Source organism: Streptomyces sp. NPDC060035 (genome assembly GCF_042736635.1).
GTDB lineage: Bacteria > Actinomycetota > Actinomycetes > Streptomycetales > Streptomycetaceae > Streptomyces.
In genome coordinates this window covers 90,899-114,931 of record NZ_JBHWVO010000008.1, presented here as the reverse complement: position 1 = coordinate 114,931, position 24,033 = coordinate 90,899, and the positions used below count along the sequence as shown (strand labels likewise).

Genomic DNA, 24,033 nt, shown 5'->3' with positions numbered 1-24,033 from the left:
GGCGGGGAGGCTACGGTCAGTTCCGGACGATCCACTGCCGGAATGCCGGGGTTACCTGTGAAGCACGACGAGAGCCCGACCGCCCGGGCGCTGCTGCTCCTCGAACTGGTCCAGAACAGCCCGGGCATCACGGCGAGCCGACTGGCCGACAGGCTCGGTGTCTCGGACCGGGCGGCGCGCCGGTACGTCGGCATCCTGCGCGAGGCAGGTGTTCCGATCGAGTCCACCCGCGGCCCGCACGGGGGTTACCGCGTGGGACGTGGTCTTCGGGTCCCTCCCCTGATGTTCACCGGAGCCGAGGCGCTGGGTCTGGTGATGGCCGTCCTGGACGGCCATCACCACGCGGCTGACGCGGCCGGCCCGGTGGGCAGCGCACTGGGCAAGATCATGCGCGTACTCCCTGGACCGGTCGCCAACCCGGCGCAGGCGGTACGGACGGTGACCGCGCCGGCTCCAGATCCCCGGGCGACCCCCCCGAGCCCCGAAACCACGGCCGCGCTCGTCCAGTCCTGCGCCGCGCACCGCAGGCTGCGACTCGGCTACCGGGCGGGGCCCGGCCGGGAACGGACGATGGACGTCGATCCGTGGGCGGTCGTCGTGCGCCATGGCCGCTGGTATCTGCTGTGCTGGTCGCACACGAAGGACGCGAGACGAGTCCTCCGCGTGGACAGAATCACCGGCGTCGACGTCCTCGACTCCGCCTGCACCCCTCCGGCCGGCCTCAACCCGGCGGAGGTGCTCGAGGAACACCTGGCCGAGGGCTGGAAGTACGAGGTCGAAATCATCATCGACGCCCCCGCCGCGGTGGTCGCCCAATGGCTCCCGCGCAACCTGGGCAGGCGCGAACCGATGGACGCGGCCACCACCCGCCTGATCGCCACCACGGACGAACCGGACTGGTACGCGGAGCAGCTCACGGCCATCAAGGCGCCCTTCCGCGTCGTCAAGCCCCGAGAGCTCAGGGAGGCGACCCGCGCCCTTGGGGAGCACCTGCTGCGGGCGGGCGGAGGGCCGATCGAGGATGCGGATCGCGTTGATGAACTCGTTCCGAACACGCCGCACGGCACATAGTCGGCCAGAGCCGGCTGGGTCAGGACGCCGCACGCGAGTCCGCCGACATCCGCTGTGCAATTTCGCCCAGGCAGGTATTTCGCCTACGAGCTTCACGGGTCCACGGACCGCAGGCAGACCATGAGTGCCGCGGATCGAGCCCTCCGGAACCCACTTCCACGAGCAGGGTCCGCCCCTCCGGAACCCACTTCCACGAGCAGGATCCGCAGGAGCCTGGTGGCATGCCGGGCGCCCAAGAGGAAGTGGTCGTGCTTGGCCTGCAGCAGGTGGGCCGCGGGAGCCGTCGGTGGTGCTTACGGACATCACCACGGCCGGGGCGCGAGAGCCCCCAGGAAAAAACTGGTGAGCTGTTGCCTGCCCCCGGATATCCTGCCTTGTCCTGAACAGGCCAGGGAGGAACCCCACCATGAGCAGCACCACGTCGTCCTTTCCCGAGCGGATCGAGCTCTCGGGGGAGGGCCTCGTCCTCCGCGACTGGACGGAGGCAGATCTGGCCGCGATGCCTGAGCTGTTCGACCACGCGGATATCGCGTACTGGACACCGATCGTCTCCCCCTTCGACGAAGCGGCCGCCCGCGCACGGCTGGGCCGGGACCGGAAACTGCGGGCGGAAGGCACGACCATCCTGCTCGCCATCACTGTCGATGGCGGAGCACCGCTCGGCGAGGTGATGCTGCGGCGTGCCCCCGAAGGCACGGAGCTCGGCTACGTGGTCGGCCCGGCGCACCGCGGCCAGGGGCTGGCGGCGCGGGCGGTGCGGGTGATGGCCGCGTACGCCTTCGAGCAGCTGGGCGCGGGGCAGACAATCCTGGAGCTCGAGGCCGAGAACGCCGCCAGCGTCGCCGTGGCCGCCAAGGCGGGCTTCAGACTGCTCGACGTGCCGCTGATCACGGGTGAGGAGAAGGGGCGGCCCTACGCCCTGCAGACGTGGGGCCTGAACCGCCCCTGACCTCGGCCCTGCCACGAGCACCCGATCGCACGCTCACCCCAGGCCCATGACCGCCGGCTCTTGGACGAACACACGTTGTTGAGCCGATTCCAAGGTGGCAGCTGCTGGCCGCAGGGCTGGTGCGGGCGGAGTTGAGACTCGTGCCGATCAGGAACGAGTGCTGGAGCGGGTGATCGTCCGTCAGCGGACACCCTGGGTGGCGCTTCAGGATCAGCGGAGTTCACAGCGGCGTGGGGGCGGGTGCTGTGCTGGTCACGACTCGGTCTTGATCTTCTTCATGGTCAGGTGCGATTCGGTGCGCAGGACTCCGGGCAGTCCGGTGAGCTTGCCGGTCAGGAAGGCTTCATTGGCGGCGTGGTCGGCGACGGCGACACGGAGGAAGTAGTCGGGGCGGCCGAAGAACCGCCGGAACTCGACGACTTCCTCGTAGGAGGCCACAGTGGTCTCGAACTCCTGGACCGTTTTGCGGTCGGTGGCGTACACACTGGTGGAAGCTGGACCAGGTGTTACGTCTGAGCGGCCGGCTGCCCGGGTACCCGCGATCGGGCCGAATCGTCGCCGTACGCTCATGCCGGCGTCGGTAGTTGGTGTCACGGGTACTCGACGGCGTCCTCCTCTTCCCGTCGACGTCCGTCTCGGCATACTCCGCCGACGCATCCGCCCGGCGGTAGTCGAACGTCATGCGGCTTCGCACCGTGCTCAACTCCCTCTGCTGTACTGCCGGCCGCGGGGACGGATCAATTCGGGGTGGTGGAAACGTGAGTGCAGGCAGCCGCGGAGTGCTGGGAGTCGTGGGCACAGCAGCCGATGGAGTCGAACAGCTCCGTACCGGCCTGGTCGAGTCGGCTGTCGAGCTCGGTCGGTAGGCAGCTGTGACCCTGACGCCGAATGCCGGCCGATGACTGAGGGCCAACGGCGAGCTGGACCGGCTGTGCAGGAGTGAAACCGGCGATCACCCTCCTGGCCGTGGAACCTGGGCTCTCGGAGGAAGAGGGGTGTGATGAGGCGACCGTTGCTGTCTGGGGTTGTCGGTGGCACGTACTAACGTGCCCGCAGCGTTCCGTCGTTGTTTGCACGCCTTGAGGAGCCACGATGTCCGGAGACACACCCGAGCTGCCCGCGAAGGATCTGCGGACCCTGATACCGGAGTACGCGGCCCTTGCCCGGGAAGCCACCCTCCTCAACCCGGAGCCGGGCGACCCTGGTGTGCGGGAGAGCTCGCTGGGAGGCGAGCTGCTGTGGCCGGCGGACGAGCCGTGGCCGTACTGCGCGCAGGAAGACCACTGGACGTACGGATCCGACTGGCGCAACCGCACCGAGATCGTCCCGGGCGCCGTGCCGATGGTGCCGATCCTCCAGCTGTTCGCCCAGGATGTGCCGGGGTTGGAGTTCCCGAAAGGGAAGGACCTGCTTCAGCTGGTGTGGTGCGCGCTGATACATGAGCAGGATCCCGGGCCGGTGATGCCGCAGCTGTACTGGCGCAACGAGGCGGAGGTCGTGGCCGGAGGGCTGCTGACCGAGATCCCCGGGGTGAGCGACGGGGAGTACGACGAGGACCACATGCCGGAACCGTCCACGTTGTCCCCGACCACCGCGGAGGACTGCCCGAGGTGGCTGGATCTGCCCAAGGACATGTGGGAGACCTGGGAGCCTCGTCTCCGGTCGCCGACGGGCGGCTCCGTGTGGCCACCCGACTCCAACATCATCGGGACGAAGGTCGGGGGCTGGCCCGCCTGGACGCAGCCTGCCGACTGGCCGAACTGCGGGAGCGGACACCGCATGGAACACCTCTTGACCATCACCGGCGACATCCAGTTGGGAGACTGCGGCGGCGTCTACTTCTTCCATTGCCGCCAGTGCCCCGGCCTCCCGTGGGACTGGCGCTTCGACTGCCACTGACAGCTGAGGTCGGTTGAGTTCCCATGAACGAGTCGAGCCGGTGGGCCGCCGCCCACAATCGATGGGCGACACCGCCGGGGACATGTCCACTCACGCAACCCAGCGCGACTCCAGGCGCCTCAGGGCTGCCGTCACCTCCTCCCGTCAATGCCCCCGCAGCTGCTCGCTGCGGGGGCATTCCGGCTGGTGGGCGCGGACGGTTTCGAACCGCCGACATCTGCTTGTAGGCCTGGCGCCGAGCTCAAAGCGGTCCTGCCAGGTCGGTTCGACTCCGGGTCCGCCACGATGTCGGGCAGCGGGTTACGCTGCCCGACGAACTCCCGGCCTCCGTCGACACCCTTCTCGGCCGGAACCAACACACACGGCGCGCAGGGATCGACTGGAGCTCGATCGAGCGGACAAAGCTCTACGAGTACTTGCTGATCTCCCAGAAGCGGAAGACGGTCGATGCGTCCAGGGTCCATTCCAGACCGGAGATGTTGTCGTACGCCACCGCGTACTGCTTGCCCTGCCACAGCGGCAGGATCGGCAGGTCCTCGGCCACCTTGTCCTGGAGCTCGCCGAAGGCCTTCTGGGTGGTGCCCCGATCGGCCTGTGCGGCGGTGCCAGGGATGATCCGGCCGGTGATGTCGTTGCTCACGTAGCCGTTCTGCAGGACGTTGTCCTCGCCGAAGAACGGCTGGGTGAAGTTGTCCGGGTCGGGGTAGTCCGGGACCCAGCCCTTCACATAGACGCCGAGCTCGCCGGCCTCGATCCGCTCCTCGTACTGATCGAAGGGCAGGGACTTGACCTCCGCGTCGAACAGTCCGCTCGCGTTGAGCTGCTTGGCGATCGCCGTGAGCTCGTTGTCGGTGGCGGGGCCGTAGCGGCTCGGCGTGGACCACAGCGTGAGCTTCACCTTGTCGGTGATGCCCGCGGTGCGCAGCGCCTGTTCGGCCTTGGCCGGCTGCGGGCTCCCGCCGTACATGTCGAAGAACGCGGTGTTGTGGGCCGTGATACCGGCCGGGACGATCGAGTACAGCGGGGTGGCCGTGGAGTGGTAGACCTCGCTGACGAGGGCATCACGATCCACCAGGTACGCGATGGCCTTACGCACGGGGAGCTTTTTGGCCACCGGGTCCTTCATGTTGAAGACCAGGTGCTGCACCTCGGCGCTGGTGCCTTCGACGATGTCGATGCCCTTGTCGGCCGCAGCGCTGGAATCCTCCAGTTGGGCAATGTCCCGCGCGGCCAGACCGCGGTAGGCGACGTCGATGTCCCCCTTCTGCAGCGCGGACGCCAGCTTCTTCTGGTTGCCCCGGAAGAATTCGAGGGTGACGCCCGAGTTCTTCGTCCGCGCTGTGCCCCGGTAGCCGGAGTTGACCGAGAAGACGGCCTTCGACTTGTCGAGGGACTTCAGCTCGTAGGGTCCCGACCCGACGGCCTTGCCGTCCTTGCGCAGGCTGTTCGCCGGGTACTCGCTGTGGTCCACGATGGAGCCGGCGCCCGAAGCGATCTTGCTGGGGAAGGTGGCGTCGGGAACTTTGAGCTGGAAGACGACCGTTCGCGGGTCCGGAGCGGTGATCTTCGCGATCGAGGAGAGCAGCGGCGCGGGGCCGGCCGGGTCATCGATCCTTATCGCCCGATCGAAGGAGTACTTGACGTCCTCGGCGGTGAGGCTGTTCCCGTTGCTGAAGGTCAGGCCGTCACGGAGCGTGCACCGGTACACCTTGCTGCCGTTCTCGAAGGCGCAGGACTTCGCCGCTTCCGGCTGAGGGGTCGAGCTCCCTCGGGGAAAGCTGAGCAGGGACTGGAAGACATTGTTGAAAAGCAGCCAGGACCCCGGGTCGTAACCCGAGGCCGGATCCGCGGCCAGGACGTCATCCGACATGCCCACGACGATCGAGTCGCCGCGCTCGGCAACACCTCCGTCGGTCTGGATGCCGCAGCCGCCCAGCAGGACCACCGCGAGACCGGCCCCGATGGGAGCACTTGTCCGCCGTTTGCGTACGTTCACAGAACTGCCTCTTGCTTTCTGGGCGGCCGCGCGGGGTGCAGTCGTCGCTGCTCCTGGCGGTCCGCGATCCCCCCCTCCAGGCACACGGAGGCTTCACACATTCTCCTCTGATCATAAGGGCGAGGCAGCAGCCCCTCGTTATGCCCCCGGTACCTGGTGGTGCGCGCCCGGGAAAGCTGCTGCCTGGCCGTCACAGGCGGACATGGGGAGGCTTCGGTAAGCCGGTCCGGGCGTTCGTACAGGGCGCGCACCATCTGTACGCGGCTCTGGGCGCGGGGTGCCCTCCGGCGTCGTGGACAGTCGGCCTTCCGCCTCGCGCAGGACGACGTGTCACAGACCCCCAACCATGATCGATTGGGGGCCTTTGCACTCGTGGGCGCGGACGTTGTGCGTTCGATCCGCGACAACAGCGACCCTGGATCGCCTGCATGACTGCACCTGCATCCACTCCGCAGAGAACTGCGGCGACCATCGGTGTCCGCTGTCGTTCATGTCAGGCGTGGATGTCAGCCTGCCCCTCGACGCCTGCGGTCGCTCGCCATGCTCGTTCGGGTGCGCATCTCGTGCAGGTTTCAGCCCAGATGTCCAGGCTTGGCCTCACGATATGTCTCCTCGTGAAGGTGAAAGAACATGCCGACGTACGTCACCTTGCTGAGCTGGACCGATCAAGGGGTCCGAAACTACAAGGACACCGCAAAGCGCTCCGAGGCCTTCGGGTCAGCGGTACAGAAGCTCGGGGCGAAGCTACTGAGCATCTACTGGACCGTCGGTCCGTACGACCTCGTGGCCATCGTCGAGGCGCCCGACGACGAAACCGCCACGGCAGCCCTCCTGCAACTCGGCGGGGTGGGCAACGTCCGTTCCACGACCCTGCGGGCCTTCGGCCCGGAGGAGATGGAGCGCATCATCGCCAAGGCGGCCGGCTGACGACCCACGTCGTCCAGGACACCCGGCGCGCGGCAGCGAGTCACCTGGACCGCATGCTGAAGTCGCAGCGTGCCGACCGCGGGTGACCGCACCCGTTGATGTCAAAAGTGGATGTCAAAGGCCGCCAACCATGATCGGTCGGGGTCCCCTGAGTGCCTCACGCCTCACATCCGGGCCTGCCCGGCGACGAACCGTTGCCAAGGGTCGGCCAAGACACTGATGGTGTACAACGATGCCGTGACGACTCAACCAACACGAGCGATGTGGTGGGCCGAACTGGCGGTCTTTCTCGCCGGAGCAGCAGCGACCCTCGTGGTGATCACGTTTTCGTTGTCGCCGGCAGCCGGGCACCAACCGGTCTCCCTTGGCGTTGGGCCCTCATCCACGCTCATCGCCCTGTCCGCCGGCGTCGGCATCTTCGTCAGCAGCCGGTTCAGGGCTTGGGGGTTGCGCCGTCGGGCTGCGTCCCTCACCACGCGATCTTGAAAGCCGTCGCGGCCCGAGCCACCGTGGGTTCACATCCCACACCCACCGCGCAGGCCGAGGGTCCCTGACCACCAGGTGGCTAAGGGCTGTCCCGTAGTCCCTGGCGGGCGCACGACGACAGCCGCGGTTGGCGCATGGATGCGGCGGTACCCGAGCCACGCACGCGAACGGAGCCCCGGCCGACAGCGCACGGGCCAGCATGCGGCGCCCCAGCTCCCGGCGTGGAGGCGAAGCCCACCTCCTGTCACGCACCCACGACTCGTCCGGTAGGTACAACTCCCGGTCAATCAGCACCCGCCCGCGCGAGGACGCGTAGCCCAAGAACACCCCCACCTGGCAGTTTTCAATCCGCCCCACCGTGCCCGTGTACTGCCGCTGAACGCCCGCCGACGGGCTGCCCTTCTTCAAGAACCCCGTCTCGTCCAGGGACCAGCACCGCGTCGGCCTCGCCCAGACGCTCGACCACGCAGGAAAGCACCACATCGCGGACCCCGTCCGCATCCCAGCGGAGGCCCCCAGTAGCCGCTGCGTCGACCAGGGCGTCGCGGCACCGGCCTGCTCAGCCAACTGCCACCCGTTCTTGCGCGGCACGTCCGCCAGCAGCCCGCTTACATAGGCGACCGCCGTCGCCCGCGGCTCCAACCGCTCGAAACACCCAGCGACCCACGGCCCCGGACCCGCCAGCTCCGCACCCCACAGTTCCACCTGATCCGAAGTCACCACACGACGATATTTGCATGCAGGATGACCCACACGGCGACTACCGCGGCGGCACCAGGGAGACCCCGCATGGCTGACTACTATCCGTACCAAATCGCCACCAGGAGAGGAGACCTGACGCTGATCTGGCGGCCCGGGGAGGGCAATGCCTCCGATGAGCTCGCCGTTGACAAACGCGGAAGACTCCTCACGTTCCATGACCTCAAGACGCTGCAGAAATACTGTGACCGCAACGACTGGGAGCTCGTCTGGGACGGCGGAGCCACACTCGATCTGGGCGTCGTACGTCGGTGGGTCGAGCACCCTGACCTTGACTCGGTCTCGGCAGGACTGCTGCTGGAGGCATGGAACTTCTTCGAAGACCTCTCCCACAGCCTAAAGGTCGGCCCACCCCTTCCCTCGCAAGGATCGATCCACGACAGCGCCTACGAAAAGATCTTCGGCGGTGACGCTCTCGAACCGACCGCCGGCGAGGGAGCCTGGACGGACGAGGAGACCGCGGTCGTGCGCGAACTCCTCCGCGTGGGGCTGGACCTCTGGGAACAGGCCGTGCACGGATCCGGCGCCGACTGATTGCATCTACGAGTCTCCCACGCGCACCCAGATCAACTGCCGCTGCAGCACCAGGCGTTCATCGTTAACTGGACAGGAGCATTTGGAGTGATCGCTCGTCGCACACTTGCCGTCTTCACGCTCGCCCTGGTGATCTGCTCTTGCGCATCCTCAAGATTTCAAGGAAAGGTCACTGATAAACAGGCCCGGCAAGTCCTGGAGGCGATAATTGGCGCTAAAGGGAACGGGCATTCACTTTGCGATGAACTGTCTCTCGATCGACTGGCATGTCATGCACAATTGCAAGACGCCAAAGCGTCTTGCCTTAATCCCGGCCCATCCCCCAGCGTGATTAACTCTATTGGCATTCCAGACACGAAAGAGAAGCAAGGGGGCCGCCTCCTGGTGCTCGACGGAAGGACACTCGGGGGAGCTCGCTATCGAACAGAGATGTTCATTGCATTCGATAGTGATGCACCGAAGGCGTCGACAGTCACCTACTGGACTGGAATGAGATTCGCCGGATCGCCATTCGGAGAGCATAACGCTGCATTCCCTGGACCAGAATGCAGAAAGAGTTGAATCCTGCCCTTATTCTGCCCTGGACGTGTGCGCCCCAATGATGGGGGGTCCCAGCTATCGCGATCCGCATTGGGGTCATCGGCTATTCACCTTCGCCCAACGATTTTTTGTAACGGTTGATTGCAGCCGCAGCGACCAGCCCGCCCGGCTTCGAGAATGCGAAGCTCGGTCGTGGTCACTACAGGCGCAACGGCACTCGCGCGGATCGGCGCCTCGGAGCGCTTGCCGCCACACTAGCCTCGCCGTTCGCATCGCGGGCTCGCGGCGGATGCGCCTCCGAACGGAGTGGGCGGCCATCATCGAGGGCTCACCCGAGGACGGGATGGTCTTCTCCCCCCGGCAGCAGTTCTTCTTCGCTGTGGGCTTCCTGCTTGCCGCGGTGCGCGCGCGGCTCCATGATCTCGCCCGGCCAGCGTGGCGGCCGGTGGATTGGCTGCTGCGTGCCTCATCTCGCACCAATGGCTACATCGCCCCCGCCGTAGGCGCACAGGCGATCTACATCGTCGGCGATGGAAGCCTGCCTGCACTGGCACCGAGGTGTGGGAGCCGTGCAGCATTGCTGGCGCATCTCTGTATGTGATGGCGCGTTGGCTCCGCAGGGTGAGGGGCGTTGAATTGGTTGTGTTGCCGCCCTCGACAGTAGGGCTGCGACTGGTCGTCCCGTACCGCTGTCGTCCGTCGCCGTTGATGTCACCGACTGATATCAGGGGCTGATGAGTTGGGGATGCGGACAGGGCTCCGGTGGTTCGTCTGGACGGTCGGCCCACTGCCACCAGATGTGGCGCTGAGAGCAGTCCCACACGCTGCGGCAGACACGCTTGCCGTCCTCAGTACGTCGGGAGAGCACGAAGGCTCCGAACCGCATCGGCTGATCGCACTCAGGGCACCTGGGTGGGGAGTCGGACGACATGCCCGGACCGTACTGTGCCGGCCGAGTCCCGGCACCATCGCCCTCCTGATCGTCGTCCTCTTGTGGCGAGGCGACGGTGGTGAGCCTGTGAATTCCTCGCTCGGGGACGGGCTGGTGGTGCAAGATCCGTCAGCCGCCAGGTCACGGGGATCAGGGGCTTGGCCTGTGGGGGTTGTTGTGGCTGGTGCGGACTGCCCGATGAATCCGCTGGGGGAACCCGCTGTTCGCGCGAGCCGCCGACGGCAGTGGCTCGTCGCCCTCGTGGGCGTCTGCCTCATGCTCTTTATGGCGGCCTGTGCAAACGAAGACAGGCCCGGACCGTCGAGCGTCACGGAAGCCCAGGCGCGAGAAGTCCTCAAGAACGCGATTTCCGACATTGCAGACAACACCACGGAGCACTTCTGCGAGAAATCCACTGTTCAGGTTGAAATTTGTGAAGATGTGTTGGACGAGGCGCGGACCGAATGCCTCTCCCCTGGCGCAGCGCCGAAAGTAGTGAACTCTGCCCGAGTGCCTAGGAAGCCAAACCGTGGCTTTGGATGGGTCCTGGCTGTGGAGGGCCGAACGAGGGGCGGGCAACGATACGTCTCTCACTTCTTCGTTACTGCTCCGAACGGAATACCCCGCGCGTCTATCGGCATCTACTGGACTGGAATCGGCTTCGGCGATCGCTCTACCGACAAGTGGCGCACTGTCCTTCCTCAGTCCGAGTGCCTGAAGGGAGCTCGGGGGTAGCTTGATGACGGCAGTGAGAACCTCCGAGACAACAAGAAGTCCCGGGCCGCTGGCCTGGGGCTTTTCCCTTGCCTCCTCCACCGGATGCGAGCGCACTTCGGGCGCAGCCGCGAGGAGCACAAGGATGTGAACCTGGCCTCATCGCAAGTCAGGCTCGCCAGGCCCTGCGTTCAGAACGTGCTCAGCGATGGTCTGGGCATCTGTGCCGCTGCGCTATCGATCCTCGTCGTCTGGCAGCTCATTCGCAGATTGGAGCGCGCGCCGCACCGACTGCGATAGCGCCCGCCGAGGTCTGCCCCACGGGCCAGGATTCGTAGCTCTGGCCAGAACGGCCGGCGACGGCCATCAGACGCTCCACCGCCCGAGGGTGCGTGGACCAGCCTCCGACTACGTGGGAGCGGCGAAAGGGTTCCCGTCGGGAACCGTTGGGCCGCTCCACTGCGCCCCCGGAAGCAGGACAGGCGCCCAATCCGGGCCGCGGTGGTCCAGCCACCACCTGCCGATGGTGCGGAACTTCTCCTCGAACCCCCGATCCCAGCAGAGGAACCCGGTGATCGGTGCCCGAAGGCGAGTACGACGGCCGCCCGCTTCATAGATCACAACGACTCGGGTCCCCTGGAAGCGCTCGACGCGGATGGCCTGGACGTTCGACCACTGGATGGTCCGGCGGCGGAGGCCGTGCACGATGACCGTCGACTCCGTGAGAGTGACGCCGAAGCACTGCCCGAGGATCAGCAGCACGAGCACCATGGCGGCCCACGTACCCAATGACTCGGCTATCTCAGATCCGGCGCGCTTCAAGGTCACCCAATCGATGACCATCGTGCCCCCGACGACGACAAGGAGGGGCAGAACAGGCAGTACACGTTGGAGACGCGTATGCCGGTAACGGATGCGCTCCGGCGGAACAGCCTCGACCTGCAATTGCTCCACCAAAACCCGCCCCTCACACAACGCAGCCACCGTCGGCACGTGATCGCCAGGGCAGCATGGCGGACCTGGGACGCGCTGTCCATCGCCTACGGCTGCCGACCGAGCGGGCCAGCAGGGTCATTCGACTTCAAGCCGGGGGCTTGGTTCTCGTCTCATGCCCTCCGGGCCTATCCAGTCGTGGGCGCGCGTCGGCGGCGGCAGCGCCGAGCGGGCCGGAGGCAGGCGCGCACGGCGCGGCCGGAGCCGGGAAGCGCGCCCGGCGGAGCGGAGCGCAGCCGGGTGCCTTGAACCCGCAGAGAAAGTTTCTACTCAGCCCCTGCGCGACGGGATACGGCCGGAGGGACTGCCGTCACCTACTACCGTCAACGCCCCCGCAGCGGCTCGCTGCGGGGGCGTTCCGACTGGTGGGCGCGGACGGTTTCGAACCGCCGACATCTGCTTTGTAAGCCTGGTATCGGCCTCTGAGTCATCACCGCAGCTCAGTCTGTCTGTGTGCTGAGACGGCTGTCACCAGCTGCTGACGCCGTGACGTTCTCCAAATAACCGTGGCTGACCGCTCGATCTGGCACGCATCTGGCACGCGCTCCTAGAGCTCAACACGCTCGCTCACGACGTCGTCACCGGACTCCCCATAGCGCAGCACAACGTGTGCCGGCCGAAACGGAAGCATCCGCAACCCAGGCTCCATCGCCCGGAACAAAGCTTCGGCGTCAGGACCATAGGCGTAGATCACAACCTCTCCCCCGCCGAACTCATTGCCGTCGACCTCACCCACACCAGCGGCTGCGACCGCGGCCCCGATTGACCGCTCGGCGTCGAAGACCAATGACCTCTGGTCAGGTTCACCGAAGTCGTCTCCGCCCAGATGGAAGCGAGCGATCACGGCGTGTTCCGGAGCCTCTTCCGGCATGTCAAAGAGCGTGTCCTGCATGGCAACACTCTCCCACCGGGCTCTGACAGGCGGTCTCCGGGCCCGGGGGTTCTGGTGGGCCGTCGCTGGCTGCCCGTGCCCGCCAGCGCCTCACTCCAGCTCACAGACGTGCTGTCACTCAGTAGGTGCATCCCAAGTAACCCCTCTGAGATGCGTACTGATGTTCGACTTTGTTCAATCTCCCGCACAACGGCTTTCCGCTAGTCAGAATACTTCGATAGCGGCACCAAGAAAAGCGATTCAAGAGCACCGAAGGATAGACATGAGCGCATCGTCAGCCATAAACGAAACCTCTATCATGGAAGGACTCCGGCGGGTATTCCGCAGCGACGGAACAGCAAGCGATGACTTCACTCTGCGAGACCCCATCTCGCTACCTGATGGAAAGGTAATTCTCGGCGCGAGCAGTGCCGAAATAGCCGCAATCACAACGCGCCTCGCCAGCGCACAATCGAGGACCGAGAGTTCGTTCCAGTGGGAAAGTGAAGCAGAGTTCTCCTTGGTCTCACTCGATCAGGTCGGCGCTTTCGATAGATTCTTCGAAGGCGAGACGTTTGAAGGGCAGGGTGATAATCCCGTAACTTTTAGAGTTGGTAGACCGTCCCGAGAATTTGCCGCCTATCTTCTGTGCAAGTTTGCACAAAATCCGGTTCTCCTGACCTCCCCGAGAGCCAGGATGATACTAAACCGGATACGCCAAATAGGTAGCGATCGCATTTCAACAGGTCGGCGATCAATCGAAGGTGACTCGCTTTTCGATGTCATCGCCGAGGGGCTTCGCGCCACTACGTTGCAGATCACCGCCGTAAAATCTCGCGCAGATTTTGAAACACTCGCCAATTCTTTCCTTTTCCATGCTGCTTATAACACAGATGCGGCGGCTCGAATCGGGCTAGAAGCGATGTTTCGGCCCCAAGCATTCCAGCGGGTGCGCAGGAGCCAAAACGGTTCTCTTGACGCGCCCAGGCAGACCTACGACGCAGACCTGGTACATCACTACCTCATGGGTGTAGCAGCGGAAATCCCACTATTGGAATACCTTGCCTACTATCATATCGCTGAGCATTTTTTCGTGAAGGTGTTCAATGAGGACTTGATAAGCCAGGTGCGGTCAGGGATCACCGACCCATCTTTCTCTGCCCGCCGAAGTAAGGACATCCAGTCCATCGTTAACATCGTCACCAAAGTTAAGGGTCGAATCAAGGATGAAGGCGGGGTAAACGAACTACGGTCCCTGCAATTGGTACTCGATAGCTTCATCAGCATTCCTCGCCTTATATCTGACCTTGACGCCTACGACGCCGACTTGGTGGGCCACTATGCAAATAGAGACGTTCCTTTTGCTGGCGCAAGTAAGGTGGACATTCGCGCGCATGATGAAGAGGCAGTACGCGGCGCAATCGCAAAAAGGATTTACAAAGTCAGGAATGCTTTGGTGCACGCCAAAGAGGGGGAATTGCCAAAGTACGCACCTTTCGCGCACGATGAGGAGTTGGCTCGCGAAATTCCCCTAATGCGGTTTGCGGCAGAACAGATCGTCATTGCACAGGGAAAGGTCCTGTGACCCTCCGGACGCCCTTATATCTCTACTCAGTGCACCCATAGACACCCTTGTTCCCCGCCGTGACGCGCACCCCGCCTGACCTGCAAATTGGGACACTCACGGACGCCCCTGGACAACCACGCGGACAGTTAGAAGGAGTGCACCTGCGTCAAGGTGGAGTGGCGGGGCGTCATGAACCGCCTGTGGGCCGAGAGGTTAGTCGACTACGACTAAATCAACGTTCGAGAAGGTCACGTGTGAAGTGGGATAGCCCGAGCGACGGCCTCGAAAACCGTCGTCGCAGCGATGTGACCGTGGGTTCAAATCCCACACCCACCGCAGGCAAGAGGCCCCTGACCAGTACGTATGGTCGAGGGCTTCTGCCATGCCCGGTTCCTGCCGGTCGCCGCTGTTCCCCCTGGTTTCCCGCTCTGTCGGGCACGGAAGGGGCACGCGGGGGGCACGGCTTTGGAGCTGCCGGGGTCAGCTCGTCAGCGGTTGATCGGGATCTCGTAGACGATCTCGCAGTGCGCTGCGGGCACCACGATGTCCGCCGTCTCCACGGGGTGGCCCTGGTCGCCGTAGTACGTCCGCCGGATGTGCGTCACGAGTGCGGCCTTCTGGATGCCAAGTAGCGATGCCTCCTCGGCGGTCGCGTGCCGCGGTTCGGGCTGCTCCACCGCATGGCTGACAGTCACTCCGATCGCGGCCATGCGGTTCACGACCCCGGCCCCCGCGTGTGGTCCTCCCTCGGGGAGAACGACGAGGGTGCCGCCAGTGACGGCGTACGGTTCCCAACTTGTCGACAGCTGGACAGGCTTTCCGTCCGCCAGGAACTCGTACGTCGTACGCACGCACAGCTCGCCCTCGACGATTCCGAGCCGCGTCGCGATCTCCGCCGGGGCCGGCACTTTCGCGTCGGTCCGGCTCTCCCAGTCGCTCTGCCGGCGAAGGGCCTTCATGTCCTCGCGGAACGGGGATCCGCTGGACTGCTCACGCGCCGACGACCGGACGACTCTCACTCGTTGCCGGGGCTCGGCGACGTAGGTGCCCGATCCGGCCCGGCCTTCCAGCACTCCCTGGGAGATCAGCAACTCCTGTGCCCTGCGCACCACGTTCTCGCCCACGCCGCACTCCTGGCCGATCTGGGCGCGGGAGGGGAGGCGGTCACCCGGTTCCCAGACGTGCTCCGCGATGCGCTGCCGGAGTTCGTCGGCGATGCGGAGGTACGGCGGTTGCTCAGACATATGGAAAATCTAGTCCACTAGCTCTAATCTAGTTAACTAGCTTCACTGAAAGTGATCGCTGGTGACGGAGGCTGCCTTGTGTCCGCTTCGGGAGTGACCGCAGCGGCTCTCGCTGCCCGCTTGTCTGCCGCCGGGCTCCCCACGCGCGTGAAGGAGCACACCCGGTTCACGACAGTCGAGGCAGAAGTACCGGACACGCTCTCCGTCGATTCATGGCGGGAGGTCCTGGAGGCGGTGGCTGAGGCCGATCGATTCGGGCTTCTGGCCACCAGCTTGAACGGCCGCACCTTATGGGCGGTCGTACGGAAAACGGTCCCCACGACGGGCGACGTCGGGGGACCGGGCTATCAGCGATAGGGGCTGAACAGCATGCTCAACCGTATCCGCCATGCCATCTCGCGCACCAGAGTGCGGTGCTTCCCCAAAGGTCGGCATCGCCGCCCCTTAACGCCCTCCCGGCCGCTGGCCCCTCGCGCCCGCCTCGCACCCGCTGACGCTTCGACCGTCGTCCTGGGGCGGGCTCCGGTCGGCACGGTCCACCGTTACCCGCTGAGGGGAGAGGACGTCGCGCTTGTCCGTCCGTACCTGCTGGCGTGGGAAGAGCGTGTACGGACGCGCACGGTGCTCGTTGCCCCGAACCTGCCGGCCGATGCCTGGTCGGCCCTCGCGGGGGTCCACTGATGCCTCCTCGCCGCCTACCGCACCCAACGGGCGCAGCTTCCGTCCCCTACCGCTCGATCGCGTGCTGGATTGGCACGCACCACTCCTGCATCGAGCCGTCCCCGCCTTCGACGACGGACGACGTACCGGTGATCTACGAGGTGTGCATCTGCCCGTGTCACTCGACCCCCGACCCGTCTGTGCCCGTGAAGGTGATGGCGTGAAGGTCCGATCCCCCGGCGGTGCACTGGTTTCCTCCGTCGAGGTCACTGCGGCCACCGTGCAGCGTGGCGACATCATCCAACTCGGCGGTCAGGCCTGCCGAGTGAGCGACCTCTTCCAGCTCCCTCACGGAGCCAAGCAACTGGTCTTCGAGTCGGGCGAGCTGCTGGCCATACACGCCCGTACCCGGCTCATCGCCCTGCGACTGCTGAGAAGGCGGTGACCGGCTCCGTGCCCCGACGCCATCACGACATCGCCGACGACCTACGCCACCAAATCACGACAGGCAGCATCAAGCCTGGCGAACGCCTCCCGTCCGAAGCAGGTCTTGCTGCCCGGTACAGGGTCAGCACGGTGACCCTGCGACGCGCTCTCGCCGTGCTCCAGGGCGAAGGACTCGTCGAGAAGATCCACGGCAAGGGGAACTACGTACGTCACCCCCGCCGCAAGATCATGTACGTCGGCGGCTGGGGCACGCTGGACCCCCGGATCGCCGCTGAGCCAACGTTGCGCATCACGGTTCGTAGCACCACGGTTCCGGCCTCCATGCAGCTGACGACCTTGCTGAAGGTGCCAACGGGCAGCCCTCTCGCGGAGTACACCTGCCTCAGCCTCGAACAGGGGTCACCGCACGGCCTGGCCCGCATTTACATCCCGCGCGACCTGGCCCCGGCCGGAGTCATCGACGACGACTCCGTGTGCCGGGAGGCAGCCACGCGATTCGCCGTCCTCGGCCCGTCGCCGACCACCATCCGAGAGACGGTCTCCGCCCGCTCTCCCACCCCAGACGAAGCGTCGGCCCTCCGCATCGGAACCAACATGGCCGTTCTCGGGATCACCCGCATCGCCACCGACGCCGCCGGCCGCGTCATTGAAGCCGCGCTCCTGGCCTTTCCGGGAGACCGAGCCGACGCCGTCTTCACCGCCCATCACGTGCTCAATGAGAGGCCGACTCAAGGATGACGACACCGAACGAACTGCGGCTCCTCCCATGGTCGGGCCCGGGGGACAAGCCCTGCTACCTGAGCACTGACGACCCGGACGGCTACATGTCTCGCCTCGCGGACGGCATCGAAGCGATCCAACTCGGGACAGCGAGCGAACTGTTGGGAGAGGCCTCAGACGCTCTCGACGACCAGGGGACGTCACTCGACGACATGCGGTGCCTGGTCAGTGCGCTGACCGGGGCTCTGCGGGACGTCTACCGCATCGCAACGAGCCGCGGCCATCTCCGGGCAACGAGCGATCCGCGTGAGTCCGCCTATTGATCCAAGGCCCCGCCGGCCAGCACAGCACGGGAAGCCCATGGCTCTGACCAGATCAGATGCCATGGGCTTCTGGCTTTGTCAGCCGACTTCCGTCGACCTTGGACGGCCTGAGGACTGCTTCGTCCCGAAGTAACTGGGTACGTAGCTCTGCCATGGTCTGGCGCGCCTGAAGTTCATCACCAATCTTGAGGAATTAGGGCAGTGCCATTTCTCCATTTTTCTCGAACGCAGTCTTGAAACCATTGCTCGTCGAAGTCAGCATGTTCGGCGATGATGATTTGATAGGATCTTTCAGCTCGACCTGCAGCGTCAATTATAAAGCGGAATGTGTCGGCGATCGTATGCCTATCGCCTGATGCCACATCATTGTCTCTGTACTCAGAATCCGCAGGGAACCCGACCTGTGAAGGCTGGTCAAAAAACACAACCCCAGGAACTGGTCTGCTGTGTTCAGCGAACCATTCATGGAGCGCCATATGTACTAGCAAGTGATAGGCGACCCAGCTTTGCCCACTACCAATTTGAGGCATTGCTAGCGGCCCAGTCGGAGTATCCAGCACGATCTGCAGCTTCTTGATGTCGAGCCTCATGGGATCTGCCGAATGCTCGATTGGGAGTTGGCTGGACCAATTCGTCATCCGCTGGTTCAGTCGCGAAACGATTGAGTGCGTCCTATCGCGGATGACATCAGAGTCGACTTCACTCTCAGCCGCTTCAAGCTGAATTTTCAGAGACTCAAGTTCTTGCCTGAGTAGTCGAAGGCGCTCGTCCCCTCCAACACCCTCAAGGTAGAAGTCGATACGACCAATTACGGTCGCCTGGACACTTTCCTGCAGGGCGAGATTTCGTTCCCGCTCGTTCGTCCGCTCGATTGATTCGAGCTGCGCGGAGTTGTTTCTAATTGCCTGCTGGCAATCATCGATCTCCCGCTTGAGGGTCTCGGCAAGGTCCTTAAGCCTAGGCGATTCAGATGAAACAGACCGAGGCATGTGATTCAGTGAGACAAAATGCTCACGAAGCCCCGCGATCTCCTCCCGGTGCCCCTCTACTTGGGATCCGCATAGTGGGCACCCGTCGTTGTCTGTGTCGGGGATTAGCTGTACAAAGGAAAGCCTAGCCCGTTGCTCGCTTGCCTCCCTCTCGAAGCTTCTTCTATCACTTAGCACCGTAGCGATTGATTCAAGGGAGCTCTGAGCTCGTTTGGACCTGCTCCGGATTCGATCGCGTTCCTCAAGTAGAGCTTGACGTGCCCTGTTGGAATTGCCAAGTTGCGCACTGTCAACCTCTCCAGATCTGGCGCTTGTGTTTTGCCGCAGGGCCAGAATGGTCCGCAATTCAGCCAGCGCATCGACGGTCAAAGAACCGTCATCCGAAGAGATTAGTGTGGTCAAACCTGCGCTTGCCGCTTCGGCCAGAAGCTGCTGGGCTCGCATGCCGCCGCGATCAGCCGCTGCCTCAAGGTCAGCTATTTCCTTAGAGGTGTCCCTCACACGCTTCTTTAGTCGACTGATTCGACGCGCAACCCGCACGTCCTCCGCAGTAATAGCGCCCAGAAAGAACGGCAGCGTCTCGCGGATAGAGTTTGAGACGAAAGGTTCGCCTTGGCGGTGGAAAAGGCGCTGCCGGCTGATGATTTCGTCCTGCTGCTGATAAAGGAAGAATGCCGCGTGACGCAAGGTCACAGCATAGTTGGGGATTCCTTGCAGTTCGGAGTTCCCGGTATCCGGGAACTCAAGCAGCCGCGACAGAAGGCTAATGAGGCCGTCGACATTCGTGGTTTGCCCAAGATCCGCATAGCTGGGGATGCTTACTGTCGATCCTTGTTTAATGAAAACTCGCTGTGACGATTGCGCCTTCTCTTCAGGCGCCTGCCTTGCTACAAAAACTTCGGAGTCATTCACTTGCAGATGGAGCGCGTACCATGACACGGTCTCAGTGATTTTTCCCCGAGGGACCTCGCAAGTTCCACTACCGAGGCAGTAGTCAATGACGTCCGTAAGGGCAGTTTTTCCGGTCGCGGAATCTCCGGTGATGATGTTGACAGAATTTAGCTTTAGGGGGAGGCGTCGCTGTTTCCCGGTCCAGGAATAGAGCACAATTTCACGGATCTGCATCATCCTGCGCTGACTCCCCAGGTCGAAAAGATAGAAGCTACGTCACCGGATCTTGCGAAGCTTTTCCCTAGACGCTCGGCTACTTTGAGGATGTGTGCCACCTCGACGGAGCCTTGTGACAGTGATACCAAATTTTTGATTCTTCGCGCCGAAGTTGCCGTAATTTTTGCGTCTCGCAATGAAAATAGATCAGCTTGTGCGCCCAGGATCAGCCCCTTTCTCACGACCGGCGCCAGAGCAGGAGCATTTTTTTGCAAGATCAAACGCTCCCTCTCGTGGGCGTCAATCCAGACTACAAGCGAAGTTGCTTTGGTGACGGGGAATGTGTCGCGAATCTGTTTACTCATGGCTGCGGGAACTACCAAGAATGCCAAGGAAATTGGCATCGGCCCATCTGCCTCGGTTTCGTAATATTCAGCAGACTTGCGGATGACAACGGCAAGGAAGGCGGGATTGAAAAGAGCTGATTCTTCCTGGCTGGTGAACGGCTGAAGCCACTGGGTCATGCAGACTCACTCTCAAGCAAGGTTGCCAACCTCACTTCGAAGTCAGGATGCCATCCGACCTCTCGGTGGTCAGCGAGACCATGATAGGTGCCCTGCATCACAAATGCCTCGCGGCACATATCACGGATTCTGATGTCAGCTTCTTGTTCAACCCACTTATATAGCGCCCGTGCGACTTTGATCTTTTCTGCTTCGGCGGCGGATTCTCCGATCTCCTCTCGCGACTCCCAGAATCGCACTCGCCAAGCCTCCTTTAGCCGGTCTTCGTAGCGAGAGAGTTCCCCCGGTGTCAGTAGGTCATCTCGGACCCATTCTGATCGCTGCGCAAAAGCTCGAATGTAGCAAGAAACGGCTCCGGCTAGCCGCGGTCCGGTGACATTAATTAGCTTGAGCTGGCGAACGAAATCACTTTCCGCCCCCTCTTCCTCGACGATATCGAAAATCTCCGGATTGATGGGAAGATTGTCACGCCTAAACTCCTCTCTTATTAGTTCCAGCTCTTCCTGGATTTCTGCGACCGTAATTGGCGGGGCGGTTTTATCCTTAAGGTGCTGAACGCATCGTTGGAACCACCAGCCTTCTAGTCGACGAAGAAAAGCTGGTCGCTTGTCTTCAGAGGCGGCGAAGTACAGTTTTTGCTGTAGTTCGACTTCAAGATTCTCCAACAGTGGCTCGTTATCAACCACAATAAATGTTGAAACCAAGGCGCTTCTCTCCTCTGGCTTCAACTTGAGGAACATGCTGTAGACGTCTTGCTGCTTGTCGTTCTTGGAAGTCTCTGCAGTATTCGTTAGTATCTTTGTTGCCTCATTCAGATCGCGCCCGCGGTCACGCAAATAGTGCGCGGCTGATCCTTTTGCTGCCCTTCCCGTTGTGATCAGATAGCGAGAAACAGGATTCTCCTGCGAGAAGGAATGTCCGGGTGCTTGGTCTAGCCAAACCCTTAGAGTTTTCCAGATGTCGGCCGAGGCATTAGGGATCGTAGTGGTCGGATCCGTGTGATATTTCAGTTGCAGCAGTTCCGTCGGCGTCCCGGGAGTATCGAAGCTGACATCGTCCAATTGTTCAATTCGAACATTTGCACTTGATCCGGACTGGATTCGACTCAGGGCGGCGTGCAGTGCGTATCTTGCCTGATATAGGTAACCGAGCATGGATTCATTGGCAGAATAGTCGGCCATGCGGGCCCCCGGTGAGTCGACCAACAACATAAAGGGTTGCCAAGCTTAGCCTCGAAGATTACCCGTTGTGAAGTCGCTTGTACGGATTGGTACGAGGTAACCCGTGCTTTGCTGCGCTCAGGAGTCCGACACACTGGGAGAGGAGGTCGGCGGAGCGGGTTTGGCCGGTGGCCTGCCCGGTTTGGGGTCGAGCATGATCAGGGGGCCGTACGCTGGCCGGCAACTCGGGCAGGCTGTGATCCTGCCCGGAATTTGAACGAGTGGCCCCCTGGTCTTGCTCGACGCGGGACCCGAACCAGGGAGGTGGCTAAAGCCGTGGAGCCGACCGCCCCAGCCACAGCGGGCTTCCCGCCTTCAGTCCGCAGCACGCAGCGCGCCGCCTGGCGCGGCCAGCCGGGGCGAAGACAGAGGCAGGCCGCGCCGCTGAGGCGGCGCGCGCCCGCGCCGTGCGCGGGCCTTGATGAAGTAGAGAAAGTCTTACCGCGCTGCTTGAGTCAGAGTGTGTCCGGCCTCGGTTGATGCTTGGCGGTCCCGCAGACCAGAACACCTGAGGCTCAGATGCCGCCAGAATCACTTGGTCGCTGGTGCCCGCACTCCAGCTTCTCGCCGCTGGCATCGACCACCTCGTAGTCGAGCATCATGTTGTAGGGGTCGCCGTCCTCGTAGAGCCACACCGTGATGAGCCCCGTCGCGAAGACCACTGAGAACTGCACGTTGCCGTCGCCCATCGGCACCACTTCGAAGGCGTCTGCGGGCTTCATCCAGAAGTCTTCGCCATACGGCTCGATGAACAGGCAGACATCCGTGTCGCCCGCGTTTTGCACAGGCAGTCTGTTCCTCACACGTTCCAGCCGACGAGGTGCTTGCCGTCGTGGCTCCGCACGTGAGGGCCGGCCCCGTCCAGGGCATCGAGCAGGCGGATCGCGTAGACCTCGGACATGCGCTCGGTGATCTGCTCCGGCGTGAGCCAGTCGACCGCGGTTGACTCGGCTGATGTGCGCTCGGTGCCCCCGGAGGGCTTGCACCGGAAGACCATGGCGACGATGCCTCTGGCCGTGTTCTTGTAGACGCCCGTGAGCTGGTCGACCTCGACGTGAATGCCGGTCTCTTCCCAGATCTCGCGGCTGACGCCTTGTTCCGGAGACTCCTCCAGCTCCAGCACTCCGCCCGGCAGCTCCCATGTCCCGTTGTCTGCGCGGCGGATCGCCAGGAGCCGTCCGTCCTCGCGCACGACTGCCCCCGCCACGGACACACTGTGCTTCGGCGTTGACGGAGCTTCCTGGGCGCTGTTACTCATGTACAGGAGCATAGGAGAGTGAGTAGGTCGATGGGAACAGCAGTAGGAGGTGGCAGGGCCGTACCCCGGTACGTTCAGATCGCCGACGAGATCGTTCAGCAGATCAGGGCAGGTGTCCTGAAGCCTGGCGGCATGGTGCCGAGTGAGTCCGAGTTGGTCGACCGCTACGGGGTGTCCGGCGGCACGATCCGCAAGGCCATGGTGGAGGTACGCGCGAGCGGCCTGGTGGAGACCCGGCATGGCAAGGGCTCCTTGGTGAAGGCCCGGCCCCCGGTGCGCCATCGGTCCTCGGACCGGTTCCGGCGCTCGCATCGCAAGGGTGGCAAGGCCGCGTACCTAGCAGAGTCGGAGCAGGCCGGCGCGACCGCCAAGGTGAGCGTGTTGTTCATCGGGCCGGCCGACGCACCCGACGACATCGCGGATCGCCTCGACGTCGACCCCGGAACCAAGGTGCTGGCCCGCCGTCGCCTCTACTTCCGCAATGGCACTCCGGTCGAGACCGCTACGTCGTACCTGCCGTGGGACGTCGTGAAGGACATCCCGGAGCTGTTCTCGGAGAACCCCGGCCCCGGTGGGATCTACGCCCGACTTGAGGACGACGGCCATGTCTTCGCGGAGTTCGTCGAGACCCTCCAGGCGCGGCCGGCCTCGAAGGCGGAGTCCTCCGAACTCGCGCTGAGTCCCGGCGCCCCGGTCGTTCATCTCATCCGCGATGCCGTGACCGAAGAGGGTCGTGTGGTCGAGGTCTGCGACACCCTTATGGCCGCTGACCAGTTCGTTTTCAGCTACCGGATCCCTGCCGCTGACTGACGCGCACTCAACTCCCCTCAACCCGCTGCGATTTCCTCTTCGCGGCGGGTTGACTCATGTACAGGAGCGCTGCACTCTTCTTCATATCACTCATATACATGAGTGATGGAGCTCGGCACCTATAGAGGAGCGATCTGCTGTGCGTCAGATTCCCGTCGACACCACCAACGCGACCGTGATGGTTGCCAAGGCTCCCCAGCCGAAGGTCAAGGACCGCCGTACCGGTGAGATCGCGCTCGACAAGGACGGCGTGACGCTGATGACGGTGGAGGTCATGTTCTCCACGCCGGACGAGGTGGAGATCCTGAAGCTCACCGTTCCTCAGCCGGGCGTCTCCGAGGACCTGGCGATGGGTACTCCGGTCGCGCTGACGGGGCTGGTCGCCTCGGCGTGGGAGAACGAGTTCAACGGACAGAAGAAGCACGGGATCGCGTTCCGTGCGGTCGCGGTCACCTCGCTCGCCGCCGCTGCATCGGCCTCGAAGGCGGCCTGAC

Annotated in this window: 24 protein-coding genes; 13 read left to right on the top strand and 11 right to left on the bottom strand. The window is 63.5% G+C overall.

All coding sequences use genetic code 11. The annotated features are described in order from the left end of the window. The first annotated feature begins 42 nt into the window (after positions 1-42). Entirely contained in the window at positions 43-1,071 is a 1,029-nt protein-coding gene (locus ACFWBQ_RS15200; RefSeq protein WP_385488010.1) for a helix-turn-helix transcriptional regulator, read from the top strand. 406 nt (positions 1,072-1,477) lie between these two features. After that, entirely contained in the window at positions 1,478-2,020 is a 543-nt protein-coding gene (locus ACFWBQ_RS15195) for a GNAT family N-acetyltransferase (RefSeq protein WP_385488007.1), read from the top strand. Positions 2,021-2,272: 252 nt separating this feature from the next. Here the strand turns inward: ACFWBQ_RS15195 and ACFWBQ_RS15190 are convergent, their stop codons facing one another. After that, complete coding sequence (locus tag ACFWBQ_RS15190) at positions 2,273-2,503, bottom strand: Lrp/AsnC ligand binding domain-containing protein (RefSeq protein WP_385488004.1); 231 nt, start codon at positions 2,501-2,503, stop codon at positions 2,273-2,275. A 609-nt stretch (positions 2,504-3,112) separates the two neighbouring features. Here ACFWBQ_RS15190 and ACFWBQ_RS15185 point away from each other — a divergent pair. Further along, positions 3,113-3,919, top strand: a complete 807-nt coding sequence (locus tag ACFWBQ_RS15185) for a DUF1963 domain-containing protein (RefSeq protein WP_385488001.1) — start codon at positions 3,113-3,115, stop codon at positions 3,917-3,919. Positions 3,920-4,325: 406 nt separating this feature from the next. Here ACFWBQ_RS15185 and ACFWBQ_RS15180 read toward each other — a convergent pair whose 3' ends face one another. Further along, the gene (locus ACFWBQ_RS15180; protein ID WP_385487998.1) at positions 4,326-5,915 is read right to left on the bottom strand and encodes an ABC transporter substrate-binding protein; all 1,590 of its coding nucleotides are present in this window, start codon (positions 5,913-5,915) and stop codon (positions 4,326-4,328) included. Positions 5,916-6,545: 630 nt separating this feature from the next. Here ACFWBQ_RS15180 and ACFWBQ_RS15175 point away from each other — a divergent pair. Further along, on the top strand, positions 6,546-6,842 hold the full coding sequence (locus ACFWBQ_RS15175; RefSeq protein ID WP_266737179.1) for a GYD domain-containing protein: 297 nt from the start codon (positions 6,546-6,548) through the stop codon (positions 6,840-6,842). A 378-nt stretch (positions 6,843-7,220) separates the two neighbouring features. Here ACFWBQ_RS15175 and ACFWBQ_RS15170 read toward each other — a convergent pair whose 3' ends face one another. Next, positions 7,221-8,033 (bottom strand): transposase, encoded by an 813-nt coding sequence (locus ACFWBQ_RS15170; protein WP_385488557.1) that lies wholly within the window; start codon positions 8,031-8,033, stop codon positions 7,221-7,223. Between the two features lie 84 nt (positions 8,034-8,117). On the opposite strand from ACFWBQ_RS15170, the gene ACFWBQ_RS15165 reads away from it, so the two are divergent. Together ACFWBQ_RS15165 and ACFWBQ_RS15160 are read left to right on the top strand one after the other, a co-directional pair. Next, complete coding sequence (locus ACFWBQ_RS15165; protein WP_385487995.1) at positions 8,118-8,621, top strand: hypothetical protein; 504 nt, start codon at positions 8,118-8,120, stop codon at positions 8,619-8,621. A gap of 883 nt (positions 8,622-9,504) precedes the next feature. Then, a complete protein-coding gene (locus ACFWBQ_RS15160) occupies positions 9,505-9,762 on the top strand; it encodes a hypothetical protein (RefSeq protein WP_385487993.1) in 258 nt (85 codons plus the stop codon). Positions 9,763-11,214: 1,452 nt separating this feature from the next. On the opposite strand, the gene ACFWBQ_RS15155 is transcribed toward ACFWBQ_RS15160, so the two are convergent. Continuing rightward, a complete protein-coding gene (locus ACFWBQ_RS15155; protein ID WP_385487991.1) occupies positions 11,215-11,799 on the bottom strand; it encodes a hypothetical protein in 585 nt (194 codons plus the stop codon). 547 nt (positions 11,800-12,346) lie between these two features. Then, positions 12,347-12,691: a hypothetical protein gene (locus ACFWBQ_RS15150; RefSeq protein ID WP_385487989.1), complete on the bottom strand. Its 345-nt coding sequence runs from the start codon at positions 12,689-12,691 to the stop codon at positions 12,347-12,349. Between the two features lie 262 nt (positions 12,692-12,953). Here ACFWBQ_RS15150 and ACFWBQ_RS15145 point away from each other — a divergent pair, with 262 nt between their 5' ends. After that, complete coding sequence (locus ACFWBQ_RS15145; RefSeq protein WP_385487986.1) at positions 12,954-14,255, top strand: hypothetical protein; 1,302 nt, start codon at positions 12,954-12,956, stop codon at positions 14,253-14,255. A gap of 470 nt (positions 14,256-14,725) precedes the next feature. Here the strand turns inward: ACFWBQ_RS15145 and ACFWBQ_RS15140 are convergent, their stop codons facing one another. Continuing rightward, a complete protein-coding gene (locus ACFWBQ_RS15140) occupies positions 14,726-15,481 on the bottom strand; it encodes a GntR family transcriptional regulator (RefSeq protein ID WP_385487984.1) in 756 nt (251 codons plus the stop codon). Between the two features lie 78 nt (positions 15,482-15,559). Between ACFWBQ_RS15140 and ACFWBQ_RS15135 the strand changes: the two genes are divergently transcribed. The 4 genes from ACFWBQ_RS15135 to ACFWBQ_RS15120 all read left to right on the top strand — a co-directional run bounded on the left by ACFWBQ_RS15135 (position 15,560) and on the right by ACFWBQ_RS15120 (position 17,631). Next, positions 15,560-15,838: a hypothetical protein gene (locus tag ACFWBQ_RS15135; protein ID WP_385487981.1), complete on the top strand. Its 279-nt coding sequence runs from the start codon at positions 15,560-15,562 to the stop codon at positions 15,836-15,838. Positions 15,839-16,361: 523 nt separating this feature from the next. After that, the gene (locus tag ACFWBQ_RS15130) at positions 16,362-16,586 is read left to right on the top strand and encodes a hypothetical protein (protein ID WP_385487978.1); all 225 of its coding nucleotides are present in this window, start codon (positions 16,362-16,364) and stop codon (positions 16,584-16,586) included. Further along, a complete protein-coding gene (locus tag ACFWBQ_RS15125) occupies positions 16,583-17,326 on the top strand; it encodes a GntR family transcriptional regulator (RefSeq protein ID WP_385487975.1) in 744 nt (247 codons plus the stop codon). Before ACFWBQ_RS15130 ends, ACFWBQ_RS15125 begins: the two co-directional genes overlap by 4 nt. Continuing rightward, positions 17,323-17,631, top strand: a complete 309-nt coding sequence (locus tag ACFWBQ_RS15120; protein WP_385487972.1) for a hypothetical protein — start codon at positions 17,323-17,325, stop codon at positions 17,629-17,631. Before ACFWBQ_RS15125 ends, ACFWBQ_RS15120 begins: the two co-directional genes overlap by 4 nt. Before the next feature lie 176 nt (positions 17,632-17,807). On the opposite strand, the gene ACFWBQ_RS15115 is transcribed toward ACFWBQ_RS15120, so the two are convergent. The 5 genes from ACFWBQ_RS15115 to ACFWBQ_RS15095 all read right to left on the bottom strand — a co-directional run bounded on the left by ACFWBQ_RS15115 (position 17,808) and on the right by ACFWBQ_RS15095 (position 22,741). Next, complete coding sequence (locus tag ACFWBQ_RS15115) at positions 17,808-19,748, bottom strand: DUF3732 domain-containing protein (RefSeq protein ID WP_385487969.1); 1,941 nt, start codon at positions 19,746-19,748, stop codon at positions 17,808-17,810. Further along, on the bottom strand, positions 19,745-20,251 hold the full coding sequence (locus ACFWBQ_RS15110; RefSeq protein ID WP_385487966.1) for a three component ABC system middle component: 507 nt from the start codon (positions 20,249-20,251) through the stop codon (positions 19,745-19,747). The genes ACFWBQ_RS15115 and ACFWBQ_RS15110 overlap by 4 nt, the downstream gene beginning before the upstream one ends. Then, positions 20,248-21,432: an ABC-three component system protein gene (locus ACFWBQ_RS15105; RefSeq protein ID WP_385487964.1), complete on the bottom strand. Its 1,185-nt coding sequence runs from the start codon at positions 21,430-21,432 to the stop codon at positions 20,248-20,250. Before ACFWBQ_RS15105 ends, ACFWBQ_RS15110 begins: the two co-directional genes overlap by 4 nt. A gap of 554 nt (positions 21,433-21,986) precedes the next feature. Continuing rightward, complete coding sequence (locus ACFWBQ_RS15100; protein WP_385487962.1) at positions 21,987-22,256, bottom strand: hypothetical protein; 270 nt, start codon at positions 22,254-22,256, stop codon at positions 21,987-21,989. A gap of 14 nt (positions 22,257-22,270) precedes the next feature. After that, positions 22,271-22,741 carry an NUDIX hydrolase gene (locus tag ACFWBQ_RS15095; protein ID WP_385487959.1) on the bottom strand — a complete coding sequence of 157 codons (471 nt, stop codon included), beginning with the start codon at positions 22,739-22,741 and terminating at the stop codon, positions 22,271-22,273. A gap of 18 nt (positions 22,742-22,759) precedes the next feature. On the opposite strand from ACFWBQ_RS15095, the gene ACFWBQ_RS15090 reads away from it, so the two are divergent. Together ACFWBQ_RS15090 and ACFWBQ_RS15085 are read left to right on the top strand one after the other, a co-directional pair. Then, positions 22,760-23,539, top strand: a complete 780-nt coding sequence (locus ACFWBQ_RS15090) for a GntR family transcriptional regulator (protein ID WP_385487957.1) — start codon at positions 22,760-22,762, stop codon at positions 23,537-23,539. 139 nt (positions 23,540-23,678) lie between these two features. After that, entirely contained in the window at positions 23,679-24,032 is a 354-nt protein-coding gene (locus tag ACFWBQ_RS15085; protein ID WP_385487954.1) for a hypothetical protein, read from the top strand. The last annotated feature ends 1 nt before the right edge of the window (position 24,033 follow it).